This window comes from Chryseobacterium sp. NG-CE01 (genome assembly GCF_055695505.1).
In genome coordinates, this window is record NZ_CM146369.1 from 3,376,157 (window position 1) to 3,395,074 (window position 18,918).

16 protein-coding genes are annotated in these 18,918 nt (G+C 33.8%); 10 read left to right on the top strand and 6 right to left on the bottom strand.

Annotated elements, in window-relative coordinates:
• Window positions 1-44 precede the first annotated feature (44 nt).
• From ACYT6F_RS15705 to ACYT6F_RS15715, 3 genes are all read right to left on the bottom strand, one after another.
• Window positions 45-1,091, bottom strand: coding sequence for a serine hydrolase domain-containing protein (locus ACYT6F_RS15705; protein WP_472598569.1), 1,047 nt, complete (start codon window positions 1,089-1,091; stop codon window positions 45-47).
• A gap of 361 nt (window positions 1,092-1,452) precedes the next feature.
• Entirely contained in the window at window positions 1,453-1,767 is a 315-nt protein-coding gene (locus tag ACYT6F_RS15710; RefSeq protein ID WP_472598570.1) for a hypothetical protein, read from the bottom strand.
• Between the two features lie 279 nt (window positions 1,768-2,046).
• Window positions 2,047-2,475 carry a MauE/DoxX family redox-associated membrane protein gene (locus ACYT6F_RS15715; RefSeq protein ID WP_472598571.1) on the bottom strand — a complete coding sequence of 143 codons (429 nt, stop codon included), beginning with the start codon at window positions 2,473-2,475 and terminating at the stop codon, window positions 2,047-2,049.
• A gap of 269 nt (window positions 2,476-2,744) precedes the next feature.
• On the opposite strand from ACYT6F_RS15715, the gene ACYT6F_RS15720 reads away from it, so the two are divergent.
• From ACYT6F_RS15720 to ACYT6F_RS15730, 3 genes are all read left to right on the top strand, one after another.
• Window positions 2,745-4,451 (top strand): helix-turn-helix domain-containing protein, encoded by a 1,707-nt coding sequence (locus ACYT6F_RS15720; RefSeq protein ID WP_472598572.1) that lies wholly within the window; start codon window positions 2,745-2,747, stop codon window positions 4,449-4,451.
• A 142-nt stretch (window positions 4,452-4,593) separates the two neighbouring features.
• Window positions 4,594-5,232, top strand: coding sequence for a hypothetical protein (locus ACYT6F_RS15725; protein WP_472598573.1), 639 nt, complete (start codon window positions 4,594-4,596; stop codon window positions 5,230-5,232).
• A gap of 214 nt (window positions 5,233-5,446) precedes the next feature.
• The gene (locus ACYT6F_RS15730; RefSeq protein ID WP_472601129.1) at window positions 5,447-5,938 is read left to right on the top strand and encodes a DUF421 domain-containing protein; all 492 of its coding nucleotides are present in this window, start codon (window positions 5,447-5,449) and stop codon (window positions 5,936-5,938) included.
• Between the two features lie 53 nt (window positions 5,939-5,991).
• Here ACYT6F_RS15730 and ACYT6F_RS15735 read toward each other — a convergent pair whose 3' ends face one another.
• Both ACYT6F_RS15735 and ACYT6F_RS15740 read right to left on the bottom strand, forming a co-directional pair.
• A complete protein-coding gene (locus tag ACYT6F_RS15735; protein WP_472598574.1) occupies window positions 5,992-6,474 on the bottom strand; it encodes a DUF6265 family protein in 483 nt (160 codons plus the stop codon).
• 79 nt (window positions 6,475-6,553) lie between these two features.
• On the bottom strand, window positions 6,554-7,369 hold the full coding sequence (locus tag ACYT6F_RS15740; protein ID WP_472598575.1) for a DUF6597 domain-containing transcriptional factor: 816 nt from the start codon (window positions 7,367-7,369) through the stop codon (window positions 6,554-6,556).
• Window positions 7,370-8,197: 828 nt separating this feature from the next.
• Here ACYT6F_RS15740 and ACYT6F_RS15745 point away from each other — a divergent pair.
• The 4 genes from ACYT6F_RS15745 (at window position 8,198) to ACYT6F_RS15760 (ending at window position 11,785) form a co-directional block, all read left to right on the top strand.
• The gene (locus tag ACYT6F_RS15745; protein ID WP_472598576.1) at window positions 8,198-8,458 is read left to right on the top strand and encodes a helix-turn-helix domain-containing protein; all 261 of its coding nucleotides are present in this window, start codon (window positions 8,198-8,200) and stop codon (window positions 8,456-8,458) included.
• A 21-nt stretch (window positions 8,459-8,479) separates the two neighbouring features.
• Entirely contained in the window at window positions 8,480-8,806 is a 327-nt protein-coding gene (locus ACYT6F_RS15750; RefSeq protein ID WP_472598577.1) for a hypothetical protein, read from the top strand.
• Window positions 8,807-8,907: 101 nt separating this feature from the next.
• Complete coding sequence (locus ACYT6F_RS15755) at window positions 8,908-10,476, top strand: type I restriction-modification system subunit M (RefSeq protein WP_472598578.1); 1,569 nt, start codon at window positions 8,908-8,910, stop codon at window positions 10,474-10,476.
• Window positions 10,477-11,179: 703 nt separating this feature from the next.
• Window positions 11,180-11,785, top strand: a complete 606-nt coding sequence (locus ACYT6F_RS15760) for a restriction endonuclease subunit S (RefSeq protein WP_472598579.1) — start codon at window positions 11,180-11,182, stop codon at window positions 11,783-11,785.
• Window positions 11,786-11,843: 58 nt separating this feature from the next.
• Here the strand turns inward: ACYT6F_RS15760 and ACYT6F_RS15765 are convergent, their stop codons facing one another.
• Complete coding sequence (locus tag ACYT6F_RS15765) at window positions 11,844-13,064, bottom strand: restriction endonuclease subunit S (RefSeq protein ID WP_472598580.1); 1,221 nt, start codon at window positions 13,062-13,064, stop codon at window positions 11,844-11,846.
• 79 nt (window positions 13,065-13,143) lie between these two features.
• Between ACYT6F_RS15765 and ACYT6F_RS15770 the strand changes: the two genes are divergently transcribed.
• From ACYT6F_RS15770 to ACYT6F_RS15780, 3 genes are all read left to right on the top strand, one after another.
• Window positions 13,144-14,070, top strand: coding sequence for a tyrosine-type recombinase/integrase (locus tag ACYT6F_RS15770; protein ID WP_089757283.1), 927 nt, complete (start codon window positions 13,144-13,146; stop codon window positions 14,068-14,070).
• 100 nt (window positions 14,071-14,170) lie between these two features.
• Window positions 14,171-17,029, top strand: coding sequence for a type I restriction endonuclease subunit R (locus tag ACYT6F_RS15775; protein ID WP_472598581.1), 2,859 nt, complete (start codon window positions 14,171-14,173; stop codon window positions 17,027-17,029).
• Window positions 17,030-17,187: 158 nt separating this feature from the next.
• Window positions 17,188-18,909, top strand: a complete 1,722-nt coding sequence (locus tag ACYT6F_RS15780; protein ID WP_472598582.1) for a DUF262 domain-containing protein — start codon at window positions 17,188-17,190, stop codon at window positions 18,907-18,909.
• The last annotated feature ends 9 nt before the right edge of the window (window positions 18,910-18,918 follow it).

Here is an 18,918-nt window from a genome sequence, read left to right on the forward strand (position 1 = left end):
TTTGCCTTGGTCGGCTTCATTAGATAGCAAAACAATACCGGAATTCAAGTCAGGATAGAAAACCATATAGCTGCTGAATCCAAGGCTTCCTCCTGTATGTGAGATGCTTCTCCTGCCGTCATCTGTTTTTTTACTTTCCAGTTAAGTGCAATGGCACCATCCTCGATCTTGCCAAAAGTGGGCTGATGACTCAGAGATACAACAGGATCTTTTTCATTCAATTGGAAAGCCATATATTTCAACATATCCGCAGTAGAAGATGCTATGCTGGCTGCCACTCTAAGGTCTTCCCAATCAATCACCGGCATTATTCGCCCTTTACCGTCATAGCCCTTTGCCATTTTTAATGGGACTTCTCCGGATTTTAGCAGATAGGTATTTTTCATCTTTAATGGCTTTGCAAAATATTTTTTCAGAAGATTTTCGTAATTATCATTATAAACATTCTCCATTATGTATCCCAGCAACTGTGCTGCAGTATTACAGTGCCTAGAAACACTTCCTGGTAAAACCTTTAATTTGACCTGATGAAGATCCCTGTAAAGATCCTGTCTGCTGTAAATCGTGTGTACAGAATCTAAAATATAAGGTATAGCATCCGGATCAGCTTTGCCAAAAATATCTTTATCCGGTATCCAATTGGGTAGTCCCGATGTAAGATTGGTCAAATTCAGCAAAGTGATTGGTGTTCCGTTATACTCCAAGTTAGGATAATCTTCCTTCAGATAATTTCTTATATCATCATTCAGGTTTACCTTTTTGTCAAGAACGGCCTTTGCCAGTAGCATAGCACCGAATGTCTTTGTAATAGAAGCTAGTTCGTATATGGTATGTTCTGTCGGAAGATCTTGCTTGTCTTTCCGGGTTGAGCCGTAATTATAGATAAACTTCTTCCCATTTTTTATGATACCTACTGAAATACCGACTCTCGAATTATTCTGCATAAAAGTAGAAACGGAACGCTGAACCAATGAATCCAAAGGTGTCCTTAATTGATTATCAGTCGCCGCTAATTGAGCGATCATCTGTTTTGAAAATAATACTGCAAAAAGAAGTAATACAATCTTGATGACCTGAAATGACTTTTTCATTTGAAATATTTATTGGTTCATTACACTAATGACAATCGTAATAATCAATTTGTTACATTATGAGAACGAAGTAAATTGGAAATTTGCGCAACGTTATTCTTTTAAGCGAATGATCTATATGATTCCAGCCCTGTTAATTTGTCAAATTCCGTAGTTATTTGGAATTTATTCTGAATGGTTAGTAGACAGTTCTTTTACTGGACCAATGATTGTTGCTGCTTATGCAACTTTTACAATCAAACTGGCATTGATAAAATTCTTAATCGTTGGCAATGAAATTACTATGAAAACCGCTCTTTTCACTATAAGAAAAAAACAGGGCTGGAAAATTTCCAGCCCTGCATTATTAAGGATTGATTAGTTAAGGTCTTCTTTCACTTGGGTGAATCGCGAGAACCTGAGCATTGGTTAGTCCGTCAATCACATCATTCAGGCTGCTTCCTTCCGGAACGGTCATTGAACAAGGTCTGTTTCCTGACGTAATACAGGATGGGCTTGTGCCTTCCTGCCAGTTGGCTACTTCAGCGAATGCGCCTTCTGACACATCACTGCTGTTGTAAAAATACTGTTTGTCAGCAGACTTTTTCTCCATCACTTTAAACGACATCACAGCCCCTGAGAATATCACGGCAGCAATGGCAACCGCATTGGCTTTCAAAATTTGATTAAGTTTCATAATTCCGGTCTTTTTATACATCAAAAAAGATTACCTTAAAAACTTTAGAAACCTGTCTGGAAAGTACGGACGAACCGGTAAAAATTACTCATTGTACCCATAGTTTTAAAAACTTGTCGTACCATTATACCGTATTCTTTGTGTTCCCGGACAAATTGTGATTGGTAAATACATTAAAAATTGTCGGTTGTTTAAACAGCTTTCGGCTGTCTAATTTTAAGGTTGAACATTCATAGCAAATTCAGTCAAAATCATCCGTAGGCAACTACGGTAACATACTTATTCAGCAGGCCTGCTGTATTTTAGATTTAAACTTAATGCGATAACAGAAAGAATTATACAGCCGATATTGAAGTATAAATGCTGATGCCAGCTCATTTTCTCCAATATTCCGCCGCAGGAACAAGGGAGATTTTTACTTTCACTTAGCAGTAAAGCGATATATACCGTGAAAACAATCATAAGAATAAAGCTTCCTATCAATCCTGTAGTTCTGGTTTTCCGGTAGCATAACAATCCTGCGATTAGAAATTCAGCAATAATCAAAGTGTAAGGCAGGAATTGCGAAAATCCGTTCAACAATGGTGATGCTGAAACTTGATTCTGAAAGTTTTCAAAATCCAGTAATTTACTGATAGCGGCATAACAAAACAGCAGGATAAAAAAGCAGCTGATGAATTCTGCGATTCTTGGTTTCGACTTTTTCATAATCATTATTAGTTTTCTAAATTTTTTCTTCCGGTTATTCGCCTTGAATTCTGAAGACTAAATTACAGTGAATGCAACGTTGTTAAAAGAAATCGTGGGAACGATTTATATTTTAGAAGGAACAAATGATACATTTTTACCACTGTTTTTATTTTTAAATAACTGAAAGTAAAATACTTGTGTCGTTTTTGTGATTTCTATCAAGACATTGGCTCCTACAAGTGATTTTAAAAGGATTTTTCCGGTAAATTTGAGTATATCTTATTGTTATGAATTATTATCATAAGATTTTACTACTGATTTTCAATCTATTGTCCTTCTTTATGATGGCACAGGATTCTGAAAAACTGACATACAAGACAATTTCAGACTTGTATGAGGGTTATTCTGAAAATGATGAACAAGCAATGGTGTTTGTAAACCGCTATATCGAAAAAGCCAAAAGAGAGCATTGCCTTAATAAGCAAATCATCGGTTATGAAGAAGCCATCTTTTATACTAAAAATGTAAACCGCAAATTATCTTACGCTGACAGTGCCATTTCTGTGGCGTTGCAAGCAAAAGTACCGGATGTCATATCAAGGTCTTACCTCGGAAAAGGAATCATTTATTATTACAACAAAAGACAGTATAAACAGGCTTTGGAGCAATACCTGAAAGCTTATCAATGGTCTCAAAATTCAGACAACGATTATCAGAAAAACAAGGTTGTCTATCACCTCGGAATGGTAAAAAGTTATCTGCGTGATTATCAGGAAGCGTCCGGCCATTTCCGAAATACAGCGAGATATTTTGAGAAAAGCCTCAAAGAAAATCTTGATTCCAACACCAGGCTGAATAATGAAGCGGGATATTTTAACAGCATTTATCGGCTTAGCATCTGTTACAGAAATTTAGGTTTGTACAGTCAGGAAGATTCGTTGATTGATATGGGTTTGCAAAAACTGGAAAATATCAACGACCATCTATTAGAATACGGCTATTTGCAAACAGGAAAAGGCGTACAGCTTTTGAGAAAAGGAGATAAAAATGAAGCCTTAAAACATTTAAAACTATCACGTGATATTTTACTTAATAATCAGGATTACGGTTCATTGACAATGGTTTACTATTATTTAGGAAAAGCATATTGGCTCCAAGAAAACAGGACGGAATCTTTGCGTTACCTGAATAAAGTAGATTCTATGATTCATAAGTTCCATTTCATAAGCCCCGAGATCCGCTCAAATTATCAATATCTTCTTGATGATGCAAAGCAAAATGGTAATGTTGATGGGCAAATATATTATATCGACCAGCTATTGAAAATGGATTCAATTCTCATTGCCGATTTTCCAATGATGGCATCAAAAATCTATCACGAATATGACAGGATTCCATTACTACAGGGCAAACGATTGTTGAAAAAGAAAAGTAATAATATTAATCTATTGACTATTGCTGCAGCTATAACGCTCATTATTATGTTGCTTATTCTATTGTATTACCGGCGGCGGATGAAAAAGAAAAGGATTGATATTAAGTATTATGAATTACTGGAAAGAATGAGAAATCAGGATGATCTTGTTGTGACAATGCCCATTCCTTCCAATAAAAAAGAGCCTTTCAGCCCGGAAGTTATTGAAGATATCAAAGCTAAACTTGAAAAGTTTGAAGAGCAGAAGCAATTTCTTACCAAAAATCTCACTTTACCAAAGGTTGCCAAAATGTTTGGCAGAAACCATTCCCAATTGTCTTACGTCCTGAACGAGCATCTGAAAATGTCTTTCACGCAGTATCTGAAGACTTTAAGAATCGGTTACATTACCAATCTTCTTATGGAAAATAAAAAGTTTCTGCTGTACAAAGTTGAAGATTTAGCCAAAGAATGTGGAATGTCCAGCCGACAGTTGTTTTCCTCCCATTTTCTTGAAGTTAATGGAATGAGACCCATAGAATTTATAAATAAGAGATTGAAGGAGATTGAAGAGAATTGATTATTTGAAATAAATGCTTTGTAAGCTTACACCGATACTTCTTTTACAATGCGAAGATGATTGGCGTAATTTATAATATGTAAATTTGAGTACTGTGTTCTAAATAAATTTAGTTTTAACAATATGATATACATCTCTATAAATGCTAAAAGAAAATCAAATTAAACTAACCGAAGAAATTATTGAGACAGCATACAAACTGTTGACTCACAAACTTGCATTTGGTGGGCTAACAGCTAGGAATGAAAGCGCTTTTCAAATGGAGTTTGGACATATTCTCAAGACAATTGGCCAACTATATGAGTTTCGCCTTGTTGATAAATTTCACCTTGAGTTTGAGACGTATATTTCATTGAATGGAGCTAGTATTAAAAGTAAAACAAATAGAGCAAGAGTTGACTTGTTAATAAAATATCAAGATAATGACAACTCGACAAAAGCTGCTATTGAACTGAAATTTTTCAAAAAAGAAAACCACAGAGAACCAAATAATCGTTATGATGTATTTAAAGATATTTCAAATCTTGAACTCTACAAAAGCCACGATATAGATCTTTGTTATTTTATTCTAGCAACTGACCATTCCCATTATTTCGATCAAGACAATTATTCATTGGATACAGCAGATTTTGACTTTCGGAACAATAAGGAGTATAAAGCAGGAAAGATTTTGCAATATAAAACAGCAAAACCTTTTGGTCCAGATATAACACTTAAACAAGATTATACTTTTAAGTGGGACAAAATTAATGATTTGCATTTTTTAAAATTAAAAGTCTGAGACTTTTTGGGTTCACTAAGTTCAAACCAAAAGTTAGAAAAACATTACAATAGCACTACAGGTTCACATAGAGTCGAAAAACAACTTAACATCTGTGTGAAGCTCGTTCCCATCAAGATCATTTCTGGCATCATTTTATCAACACTACTGATAAAAATAGGAAATGAAAGATTTGTTGTTTGAAAATTGGGAAAAACTTGGTCAGGTCGCATTGATGACGATTGCCTCTTTTGTCATTCTATTCCTTTTTATCAGGATCTCCGGAAAGAGAACCCTAGCAAAGTTCAACGCTTTTGATTTTGTGGTTACGGTTGCTCTCGGTTCCACCTTGGCCTATATGATGCTTGCGATGGTTCCTTTAGCAGAAGGTGTAATGGTTTTATTTCTGATAATAGCATTACAATACCTGTTTGCGAAATTGGCCAGTACGTCCGATAAGATGGAGCACCTGATCAATTCCTCTCCACGCTTACTGTTTTATAAAGGCAAATACCTCAAAGACAATATGAACACCGAGGCCATAACGGTTGATGAGATCAACGCAGTAGTACGTCAGGACGGAATTGAAAAGTTAGGTGATGTTTTGGCAATTGTCATCGAGCTCAATGGAGAGATCAGTGTCATCAAAAAATCAGATACTCCGGGTGGTAAAAGTTCTTTGGAAGATCTTGATATCCCTGACGGTCAAGGAGGTAGTGATTTATAGAAACTTTTGCCGTTATATATTTGAATTTTAATTGACCAAGCTTATCTACGTTTTTACCTTTTCACTCTTTTCATTGGAAAGGTTTGTATGCGTTTCTGTCCGTTTTTTCTTCCTGAAATTTCTGCTATCAATGAATCGGAAGTGATTTTTGTGTAAGCGATGATTTGCGGAAAGTCGTGTTGTGGATTTTCAAAGACCAATTGATTTTCTGAAATGCTCTTAGCAGCAAAACGGACAGGTAAACCCTCATTTTGATTTTTAACAGTCGGAATATAAAACAACTTTTTATTTTCCTGCAGTAGTCGGATATTTTCAAAAACGATTGTGTCTTTGTCTTTTATACTATAACTTTTCCCCAAAAATTCGTTATTGCGAGCCTTGGTCCAGGTTTCAAAGATGCTGCCTTTCCTGGTTTTATTTTCCCAAGTGCCGATGAGCCATTCAGCTTTTTGAATATCTTTTTTCTGCTTTATTGTCCAAGCATTAAGAATAATCAAACTTACTACTGTAATAAAAAATTTTGCTCCTGTTTTCATAATTTTAGCTCATTGAATAATTATCATTTGGCAAAGTTGCAATGTTTTTGAAAACTAAAATTGTAAAAATGGGACAAGACTAATCCGTTCCGTAAAAAAGCGAGGACATCTTTAAGTGATTGCCATAAAATTCTTTGGGCGTAGATCCTGTAAATTCTTTAAACTCTTTGATAAAGTGTGCCTGGTCGTAATACTCGTTTTCGTACGCCAGTTCTGAGAGGTTGGAGAACTGGTCGTTTAGCAACATTTTGAGGGCAGCCTGCAATCGAAACGTCTTGGATAGTTGTTTTGGACTTAGGCCAATGGCTGAAGAAAATTTGCGTAACAATTGTCTTCGGTTGACTTTGGTATGTTTAGATAATTCTTCCACCGAAAGTTGCCCGTTGGCTGTCATAATCGTTTCAACCGTTGATTTTACAATACGGTCAATGTTTTCGATGTCGGTCAGTCGATTAAGTAAAAATATTTCAATAAGTTTTATTCTCTCCGAAGTGGAACTGGCATTTAAGATTTGTTGCTCAATTTCCTGTCCGTCCTTTCCAAACATCTTGTCCAATGAAACGGCGGTATTTTCCATCTCCTTTATGGGAGTAGTGGTAAAAGGCAAGAATCCTTCCGGATGAAAGCGAACGGAGAAGATTCCGGTTTCGCCGGTCGGCTCAATTTCCAGCGGCCGTGTCAGTTGTCCGATGACAAAACATCTGGGCTGGATAATGCTGTTCCCATTATCTAAATATTGTTTGTATAGATCGCCATAATGAAAGATCATCTCCATACATCCGTCAGGAACAATGGTTTGTTTTTCAGGCGTTTCTTCTTTCGGGCTTTCCAATGTCCAATAACATTTGATAAATGCTGTCAAGTCCTGATCCGGTTCAAATGTATGGTAATTCATTGGCTTCTTTTGCTGAAAGTTATTCCACTTTAAAACTTCAAAGTAATTCAAATATAATCAATCTTCGTATAAGAGATTAATTGAATATTCCATCATCAACCTGCGTAATTTAAATACAGGTCAACTGGAAACCTGCGTAAAAAGTGTACAGGTTATTTTAAAACCTGCTCAAAAAATAAGCAACCCAACACCAATCCTGCGTAAAAATTGAGCAGGGTATTTATTTTTGTGTTCAAAATTTGAGCATCCATATTTCTTAGCTTCATTTAAGAAAATATAGCAGCGCATACCCCTGCTTAAAAATTGCGCACCTCATTTTAAAACCTGCTTAAAAATGTTACAAGAAAACGCCGACCTGACCCAACAATTAAGCAGCTTCTTTCACAACCTGCGTAAAAATTGAGCAGAGTATTGTCAATGCTGCTCAAAAATTGAGCAACCTTAAATTCATTACCGTTCCGCTTCCTTTTCTTTTCGATAGCAATTAGTGTAAATAATTGTTAATCAGTTAAATAAAATCTTTTTAAGAGCTCTGAAAAAAAGAGCAGTATTGCTTTGCAAGATGTGTCTTTGTATATACAAACTTTTCAAGTTGTACATCCAAAAGCCCTCTTGCCTTTTTTGCAAAAAGGGGAAAGACTTCGGGACTCGTCTTTTTTCTAAAATCAGGTATAATATTCCAGATTATTCTTTTTTAATCTCCAAAGATTACAAAGAAATCCAGATTATTCTTTTATAGCCCAAGTCCCTTTAACACTATTGTTTTCACGCTTTTGATGTTTCAAATTTGTAGAAGAAAATTTAGTCAAAAACATAAATGAAGTAACTATGATAGTCAACCTAATCACCAAAGAAGACCTCAAGGAATTTAAAGCCGAATTGCTAGAAGACCTACAAAACCTATTTCAAATTAAGATTTCCCAGCAGAAATTATGGCTCCGCTCCTCAGAGGTCAAATCACTTCTGAAAATTTCTTCCGGAACGTTGCAAAACCTGCGCACCAATGGAAGCTTATCTTACACCCGGGTTGGCGGAACACTATATTACAATTACAAAGACATTGAAGAAATGCTGAAGAAGAAGCAATGATACTTCACAATACCGAAACCAATGAATTATATCAAACATCTTACAGTTTTCTATGAAAAGGTGGCTCAGGATCATACGCTCAACCCATCACACATCAGCCTCTATTTAGCCTTATTCCAGTTCTGGAATTTCAGCCGTTTCCGAAATCCGGTCAGTATTTCCCGCGATGAAGTGATGCGCATCAGTAAAATCCGCTCAAAAGCCACCTATCATAAATGCCTGAAGAATCTCCATTCTTCGGGCTATATTGATTATCAGCCGTCTTATAATCCGTTTCAGGGAAGTCAGGTGGTGATGTTGGATTTTGGTGGGGAGTTGAAGGTTGGTAAACAAAGACGAAATAAATAATCTTTATTACTTTTCCAATATCGATTTAATATTTATAGCTATTTTTAGGGTTTATACATTTAACATTTTTTATCTTTGGGAATTAACCTTTAGGATTTAAAATGTCAGAAGAACAGAAACGCCAGCTACAACAGCAACTTTGGAATATAGCGAATACTTTACGTGGTAAAATGGATGCGGATGAATTCCGCGATTATATCTTAGGATTTATTTTTTATAAATATCTTTCCGAGAAAATACATTTTACGGCTAACAAAATTTTATTAGATTCAGGTGAAGATGTTGATTACAATGATGTTGATGAAAATACTGAAGAAGGAAAGGAAATTGTAGAAGCCATTTATGAAGAAGTCGTTGAAGATTTAGGATATTTCCTGAAACCTTCGGAACTTTTCAGTAATATTGCCAAAAAAGGACATCAGAAACAGGAAGGTAAATCTAATTTTATCTTAGCTGAACTTTCTAAAATCCTTAATAATATTGAGCAATCCACATTAGGGACAAACAGTGAAGATGATTTTGAAGGACTTTTCGATGATTTAGATTTGACTTCTGCAAAATTAGGACGAACGGAAGATGAAAAAAATACATTAATCTCCAAAGTCCTGTATCATTTGGATGATATTGACTTCAATTTATCGGATACCAATGCCGATGTCTTAGGAGATGCTTACGAATATCTGATTGCACAGTTTGCAAGTGGAGCTGGTAAAAAAGCAGGAGAATTCTATACGCCTCAACAGGTTTCTACTATCTTGGCAAGAATTGTTACGAGCAGAAAATCACAGTTAAAATGTGTATATGATCCAACTTGCGGAAGTGGTTCCTTACTTTTGCGTGTTGCCCGTGAAGCAAAAGTAAGCGATTTCTACGGTCAGGAAATGAACCGTACGACTTATAATCTGGCAAGGATGAATATGATTCTTCACGGTGTTAATTACAGCAACTTTGATATCCGTCAGGAAGATACCCTTGAAAAACCACAACATCTTGATAAAACTTTTGATGCGATTGTAGCGAATCCTCCTTTTTCTGCAAAATGGAGTTCTAATGAATTGCTTTTGTTGGATGAAAGATTTTCACAATACGGAAAATTAGCGCCTTCTTCAAAAGCAGACTTTGCGTTTATTCAGCATATGATTCATCATTTGGATGAAAACGGAATTATGGCTGTCGTAATGCCTCACGGCGTTCTGTTCCGTGGTGCTGCCGAATTAGTTATCAGAAAATATCTGATTAAAGAGAAGAACTATTTAGATGCAGTAATTGGTTTACCTTCCAACATTTTCTTCGGAACAAGTATTCCTACCTGTATTTTGGTCTTTAAAAAATGCCGTGAAGCTGATGAAGACATTTTATTTGTCGATGCAAGCAAAGAGTTTGAAAAGCAGAAAAATCAAAATGTGTTGCTTAATGCTCATATCAATAAAATTGTTGACACTTATCAAAACCGTACAGTAATTGAAAAATTCAGTCATAAAGCGACATTGCAGGAGGTTGCAGATAATGATTACAATCTAAATATTCCTCGCTATGTGGATACTTTTGAGGAAGAAGAGGAAATTGATATTCAGGCGGTAATGGCAGAAATTAAGGAGCTTGAAGCAAAGCGTTCTCAACTGGATTCTGAAATTGAAGTTTATTTGAAAGAATTAGGATTAGTAAGCTAATTTTTAGCTTAGTAAAATCCTCAAGGCTTAGAATTGTAACAAATAAATAATCAAGATGACAGAAGAAAATAAAAGTGTAAAGAATTTTCCTAATTTACGATTTCCAGGGTTTGAAAGGGAATGGGAAGAGAGGAAATTGTGAGGAGCTTATCCAAACTTTTTCAGGATCAGGATTTGCTATTTCATCAAAGCGAGATATTTTATTGGAATGGGAATAAACCTTGTATATCTTCGAAAAATTTCACAAAATATGGCTACGGAAATTTCGATGATAATATTTCTAAATTTATTACAAGAGCAACCGCCAAAACAGTATAAATATGTAAGGAGGGAGATTTACTGATTTTGCTTACAGATTTAACCCCTTCTTGCGAGCTTTTAGGAAAACCACTTTTGTTAAAAAAAGAAGATGGAGAAGTATGGCTAAATCAGAGAATTATAAAACTTATTATTGAAGATTTAAAACTGAAAAATTGGTTGTTTTACTATTTTCAAACAGAAGACTATTTAAAAGCAGCTAATGAAGTGAAGAAACTTCTATTAAAGGAATTCTACTGTTCGTCATAGTTCAAATAAGATTATAAACCAACTACAAATTTTCATTCCAAATAATCCTGAAGAACAACAAAAAATCTCATCACTTATTACTTTAGTTGACTCTCATATCCAAACCCAAAAGAAAATAATTGAGGATACTTGTAAGATGAAATTAAAACTTTCTCATAATCTTTTTACTCAAAACTTTAGAATTAATCGGCAATATATCAGCAAATGGAAAGAAAAGACATTAGGGGATATCTCTGCAATTCTAATGGGACAATCTCCAGATTCATCTGCCTATAACACTGATGAAAAAGGATTACCTTTAATTCAAGGTAATGCAGACATTGTTCAAAGATTTTCACAACCGAGACAATTTACAAGCCAAATTACAAAGACGTGTGATATTGGAGATATAATATTAACCGTACGTGCTCCTGTAGGTTATGTTGCAAAATCAAAACATTTTGCTTGTATAGGGCGTGGAGTTTGTGCTATCAAAAGTAATGAAAAATCTGATTCAGAATTTATTTACCAGTTTTTACTATACTTTGAAAATAAATGGTCTTCTTTTGAACAAGGTAGTACTTTCACCTCAGTGAATTCATCTGATATAAAAACTATTAAAATAAATGTACCAACAATAGAAGAGCAAAGAGAAATAGCACATTTTTTAAAAATTTTTGATGAGAAAATTAATATAGAAACAGAATTGTTAATTCAATACGAAAATCAGAAAAAGTATTTATTACAAAATCTTTTTATTTAAGAGATTGGGATTTCGAGAAAGTCTTGTCAAGGTTTCAAACCTTGACAAGACTTTTTTATCAAACAAATAAATTAGCCAAAAGAAACTTCTTCTGAAGCTCTAACTTTTCTAAAATCTGTTTTTCTGTTTCTATTTTTTCTTGAATTAAGGATAAGTAATGGGCAATTTTGGTTTGTTCTTTTATTGAAGGCAATAGAATTTTAATTAATTCAATTTCTGATTTACTTATCTCTGGAAAAGTTGAGCCATTCGCGCGTTTTATTAATTCAAATTTATTTTCCTTTATCCAATGGAACAAAAAAACATTATTACAATTTTCTTTTACTATTAAAGATTGAAACCCTTGATTAGTCGTACATTCTTCTTGCGCAATTGCAACTTCGCCAATAGTCGCCCTAGTTGTCAATAAAATAGAACCTTGTGGAAGAATTTTAGCCGATGAATTTTTCAAACCCAATTCGGAGATGGTTCTTTCGCTTTTAAAAGCAAAATTTGATTTTATTTCTGTTGGGGTAAACCATTGAATATTACCATTCCAAAATTCGGATTTTTGGGTGTCTGGCGTTCCACCACCGATTATAAAACAAACATTTTTCAGTTCCGTTAAATCCCAATCAGAAAAATAATTTCCTTGTTCATCTTTAAATCTTAATTTCTGAGAAAATAATTTTTCACGATTAGCTTTCATTAAGGTTTCTATTTGTTCAATTATTTTCTTTTGGGTTTGGATTCTTTTGTCAATCCTTTCAAAGAATGAGGAAATTTTTTCTTGTTCTATTATGGCAGGAAGACATATTTTCTTTGATTTTATTTCTGAAGAGGAAATTCCTTTAATAGAAGTTCCTTGCACTTCATTAGCTGCTTTTTTCATCACTTTAGAAAGCTGAAAAGCTAAATAAAGTTGATTACATTTAAGTTTAGATATATTTGTAAAGTCCTGACTTGTACACACATCATTTAACGATAGAGCTACTTTTCCAACTCCAACTCTGGAAACAATTAATACTGAAGGTGCTTTACATAATTTTGTAGAAGATTTTTCAATTGCATCTTGAGTAATAAATCTGGTAATATTAATTTTTAAAATATTATCTTCTTCTAGGTCAGAAGAAGATATCCAAGGTATGTTTCCATTCCAAAAATTCTCATTAGATGAGATAGGAGTTCCTCCTCCTGAAAAAGTTCCCAAATCACTCAAAATTTTCTCTTCCCATTCCCCTTCAAACTCAGGAAATCGTAAATTAGGAAAGAAAGTCATAATTATCTCCTTTCCGCACATTAGGGAGAAATTTATCCACTAATCCTAAATTCATAACTTTTAGGATTTTAAATAATAAATCATTAAAATCAAAAAAATTATGACAAGAAAGAAAACATTGGCAGAAATCGCTGAATTATGGAAGAATGACAAAAAGCTGTATGTGAAAAAATCAACCTTTTCGGCTTATGTGCTGTTGCTGGAAAATCATTTATTGCCTGTATTTAAAGACTATTCCGAGATTGAGGATGAAGATGTACAGAAGTTTGTGTTTCAAAAGCTGGAACAGGGATTGAGTCAGAAAAGTATCAAAGACATTCTGATTGTTTTGAAAATGGTGCTGAAGTTCGGAGCAAAGAATAAATGGATTGAGTTTATCAATTTTGATGTGCAATATCCTACAGTTAGGGAAACGCATACGATTGAGGTATTGAGCAGAACGCATCAGAAAAAAGTGATGAGCTATATTCAGGAGCATTTTACCTTTAGAAATCTGGGTGTTTATATCTGTCTTTGTTCGGGAATGCGGATTGGGGAGATTTGTGCCTTGACCTGGGAAGACATTGATACGGATAATGGGATTATTAATATCCGAAAAACCATTCAGAGAATTTACGTGATTGAAGATGGAGAACGAAAAACAGAATTGTTGATTGACACGCCTAAAACAAAAAATTCCATCCGGGAAATTCCGATGAGCAGGGATTTATTGAGAATGCTTAAACCTTTCAAGAAAATTGTGAATCCTGCGTTTTATGTGTTAACCAATGATTCTAAACCTACAGAGCCCAGAACTTACCGGAGTTATTATAAAAATCTGATGCGTTTTCTGGAAATTCCGGATATTAAATTTCACGGTTTAAGGCACAGTTTTGCAACCCGATGTATCGAAAGTAAATGCGATTATAAAACCGTAAGTGTTTTGCTCGGCCATTCCAATATCAGTACAACTTTGAACTTATATGTGCATCCAAATCTTGAACAGAAGAAAAAAGCAATCGACCAGATGTTTAAAGCGCTAAAATAGTTTTAGTTATCGTTGATAATTTCTTACATTTGGTAAAACTGAAATAACTTTGTCAAAGTTCTGAGCTTTGACAAAGTTTTAACCAAAAACTCAAAACCGAATGTCAAGTCAGCCGGAATATATTTTAGAGCAGAAATTAGTAGAACAATTACAACACTTAGGTCATAAAAAAGTTACGATATGTAACGAAGCAGACCTTATTAAAAACCTAAAGGCTCAGCTCGAAGTTCACAATAAAAAAACATTCTCAGATACTGAGTTTGAAAAAATTCTCAATCATCTTTCCAAAGGAAATGTTTTTGAAAAAGCTAAAACATTACGTGACCGTTTTCATTTTTTTAAAGATGATGGTACTTCAGAATGGATTGAATTCATCAGCCAAGACCATTGGTGTCAGAATCAATTTCAGGTAACGAATCAAATTGCTCAGGAAGGAAATTTCAAAAACAGATATGATGTAACCATTCTCATCAACGGATTACCTTTGGTGCAAATTGAGCTGAAACGCCGAGGACTGGAAATGAAAGAGGCTTTTAATCAAATCAACCGTTATCATCATCAGTCTTTCAATTCTGGAAGTGGGTTGTTTAATTATGTTCAGTTATTTATTATCAGTAACGGAGTAAATACAAAATATTACTCCAACAACGCAAAACAAACATTTAAGCAAACCTTCTTTTGGTCTGATGAACATAATAATAACATCACTCAACTCGACCATTTTGCTCCTGCATTTTTAGAGCCTTGTCATATTGCCAAAATGATTACCAAGTATATCGTTCTGAATGAAACGAACAAAATACTGATGGTTTTACGACCTTATCAATATTATGCGGTTGAAAAAATTGTTGAAAGAGTAAGAAATACCGATAAGAACGGTTTTATCTGGCACACAACAGGGTCAGGAAAAACATTGACTTCTTTTAAAGCGAGTCAGATTCTGAAAGAAATTCCCAAAGTGGAAAAAGTTGTTTTTGTTGTCGACCGAAAGGATTTGGATTATCAGACCCAAAAAGAATTTGATGCTTTTGAAAAAGGAAGTGTGGATGCTACGGAAAATACAGCACATTTGGTTAAGCAGCTTTCCGATAATACAAAATTGATTGTTACCACTTTGCAGAAGTTAAATACTGCAATTACCAAAGAAAAACACGGTAATAAAATTAACAAACTGAAAGATAAGAAAGTGGTTTTTATTTTTGATGAATGTCACAGAAGTCAATTTGGAGATACACATCAGAATATCAAAAAGTACTTTAAGAACGCCCAAATGATTGGCTTTACGGGAACTCCGATTTCTGAAGTGAATTCAATTGGGAAAATAGATGGAGCTCCGGCAACGACTAATAGACTTTTTGAAGATTGTTTACACAAATATGTGATTACGGATGCCATTCGTGATGATAATGTTTTGAAGTTTTCTGTGGAATATGTTGGAAGATATAAAGAGAAAGAAGGAAGCAATACTTATATTGATACTGATGTTGAAGCAATTGACACACAGGAACTTCTTGAAAGCCCGAAACGTCTTGAAAAAATAACAGATTATCTCATCGCAGAATACGGAAGAAAAACGCACAACGGTACTTTTAATGCAATGTTTTGTGTGAGTAGCATTGATGTTTTGCAAAAATATTATGACCTTTTTCAGAAGAAAAAAGAAGAAGGTAAGCATCAATTGAAAATTGCGACTATTTTCAGCTATGGAACTAATGAAGAGTCTAAAGATGCCAATGGAATCTATGATGAACCCGAATTCGGAATGGTTGCAGAACCGCAGGCGCAATATGGAGATTCTCATAGCAGAAATATATTAGAAAGGTATATTGGTCATTACAATGAAATGTTTGGAATGAACTTTACGACCAAAGACAGCCAGAGTTTCTACAATTATTATAATGATATTGCTAAAAGAGTCCGCAATAAAGAAGTTGACTTAATCATTGTAGTGAATATGTTTCTGACAGGATTTGACAGTCCGCAATTGAACACTTTATTTGTTGATAAGAACCTGAAATATCACGGATTGATTCAGGCATTCTCCCGTACCAACAGATTGTTAGGCGAAAAAAAATCACAAGGAAATATTGTCTGTTTTAGAAATCTAAAATCTGCAACCGACGATGCTGTGACTTTATTTTCAAACAAAGAAGCGATTCAGGAAATTATCATCCTACCGATTGAAGATTATATTGAGCTTTTCAACGCTGCTTTGGAAACATTAAAGATTATCGCTCCTGAAATTGACAGTGTCAACAGTTATCAAACCGAACAGGAAAAGTTTGAATTCATAACCGCTTTCCGTGAAGTAATGCGTGTTCTGAATGTTTTAAAATCATTTGCTGATTTTGATTTTGATAAATTAGAAATGACTGAATATGAATTTGACGGTTATAAAAGCAAGTATCTGGATATTTGGAAAGAAACAAGACCGCAGGGAGGCGAAGGAAGAGTAAGTATTCTAGATGACGTCGACTTTGAGCTAGAATTGATTCATCGAGATGAAATCAATGTAAGTTATATTCTTTCACTATTAGCCAATTTGACGGATTCTAATCTGAAAGGCAATAAGCTGGAACAAAAGAAAAAAGAAATCAGAGATATTCTTTCCGGAGATGCCAAATTGCGAAGCAAAAAAGAACTCATAGAAAAATTCATCGAAGAAAACCTGCCTCATATTTCTGACGGAGACAACGTGAATGAAGAATTTGAAAAATACTGGAATAAAGAAAAAAACACTGCTTTTGAAAAAATAGCAACTGAAGAATCTTTGAATAAAGACAGATTCAGAGATGCTATTGATGATTTCCTTTTTACTTCCAAAACTCCAAAAATAAGCGATACACTAAAGCTACTTGAGATAAAACCCAAGCTTACTGAGCGTAATAATATCGGAAGAAGAATTATTCAGAAAGTACAGGATTTTGTGGATGTGTTTATTGATGGGGTGGCATCGTAATCTATAATATTATTTACGGTTTTCCGTAATTTTCAATGAGATATTCAGATTATTTTTGCTCATTGGAAAGATTCTTTCTAAATATTTTTTTGATTTCATTAAAAATAACAGATAAGTCAATGTTAATAAATTGACAGAATAATTTAAAACTAATAATTATGAATAAAATAGAACTAAAACCAATAAATGACTTGTTGGGCGAATCTTTTTATGTTCCCTCTTACCAGAGAGGATATCGCTGGACAGAAACAGAAGTCAATGCACTTTTAAATGATATTTTGGAATTTTATACCAATAATAAGAATGCAGTTGTAGAGCCTTTCTATTGTTTACAACCTTTGGTTGTTTCTAAAAAAGATGATCAATGGATTTTGATTGATGGACAGCAAAGATTAACTACGATTTTTTTAATATTAGATTGTTTAAAGCCATTAAGAGAAATATTTAGCAAAGGAACATATTCTATAGAATATGAAACTCGCAAAAACAGTCAATCATTTTTGAAAAACATAGAATACGATAAAGAATATGAAAATGTAGATTATTATCATATTTGCTTAGCACGTAAAGCCGTTGAAAAGTGGTTTTCAGAAAAAGACGGAGTATACAAAAATCATATTCTACAAACCCTTACATCTCCATCAGAAGCAGGAATAAATATAAGAGTTATATGGTATGAAATAGATAATAAGAATGCTATTGAAATATTTACAAGGATAAACATAGGCAAAATCCCGCTCACAAATGCTGAGTTAATAAAAGCTCTTTTTTTGAGAAAGCGTAATTTCATTAACAAAGATTCTAGCGAAGTTTTATTGAAACAAATTGAGATTGCTTCACAATGGGATGTTATCGAGAATACGCTTCGAAATGATAGTTTTTGGTATTTTATAAAAGATAACAATTCTAATTATGATACACGTATCGAATATATCTTTGATGTAATAAAAAAGAAATCAAACTCTGATGAAGAGTTATTTACCTTCCTAAAATACAATGAAGAGTTTGAAACAAAAAATAATAACATTACAGAAATCTGGAAGGAAGTAATGGACTTATTTTTACGTTTCAAAGAATGGTATAATCATCATAAACTATATCACTTAGTTGGTTATGTTATAACCACCAAGATCATTTCAATTGAAAAATTGATCAATGAAAATACTAATTTAAAAAAATCAGAATTTGAAAATTATATAAAAGATAAGATCAAGAAGCATTTCGAAAAGTATGACATTGATAGCCTAAAATACAATCAACATTCCACGACAATCAAGAATCTACTGCTATTGTTCAACGTTGAATACATTTTAAAGAATGATAAATCTAACCTTCGTTTTCCTTTTGATGAATATTTAAAGAATAATTGGGATCTAGAACACATCAGTTCTATCAATACAGAGATGCCAAAAGAAAAGAATGCTAAATCTTGGATGATGGCTGTGTATGAATATTTTATTGGTACAAAGGTAACAGGCAATTACGAATTTAATGACGATGCGACTTTAAAACTAATTAACGAAATCAAATCCCTGCTTGAAAAAGAAGATTTTAATTATGGAAAGTTTGAGGTTTTATTCAATAAAGTTTTGTCTTATTTCAAAGAAGATGAAATAGATGGAGATGTGAAAGACAGTATCGGGAATCTTTGCTTACTGGATGCTTATACCAATAGAGCCTATAAAAACGCAATCTTTCCAGTTAAAAGAAAATGGATTTTAGAAAATGAAGCAAATGCTATGTTTGTCCCTTTGTGCACAAAAAATGTTTTTGTAAAATATTATTCCAATAAGTTTGACCAAGTTATGTTTTGGCAACAAAATGATATAGAAGATTATCAAGACTGTATAAAATCTACATTGAAATTTTACCTTAATTAAAAAAAACAA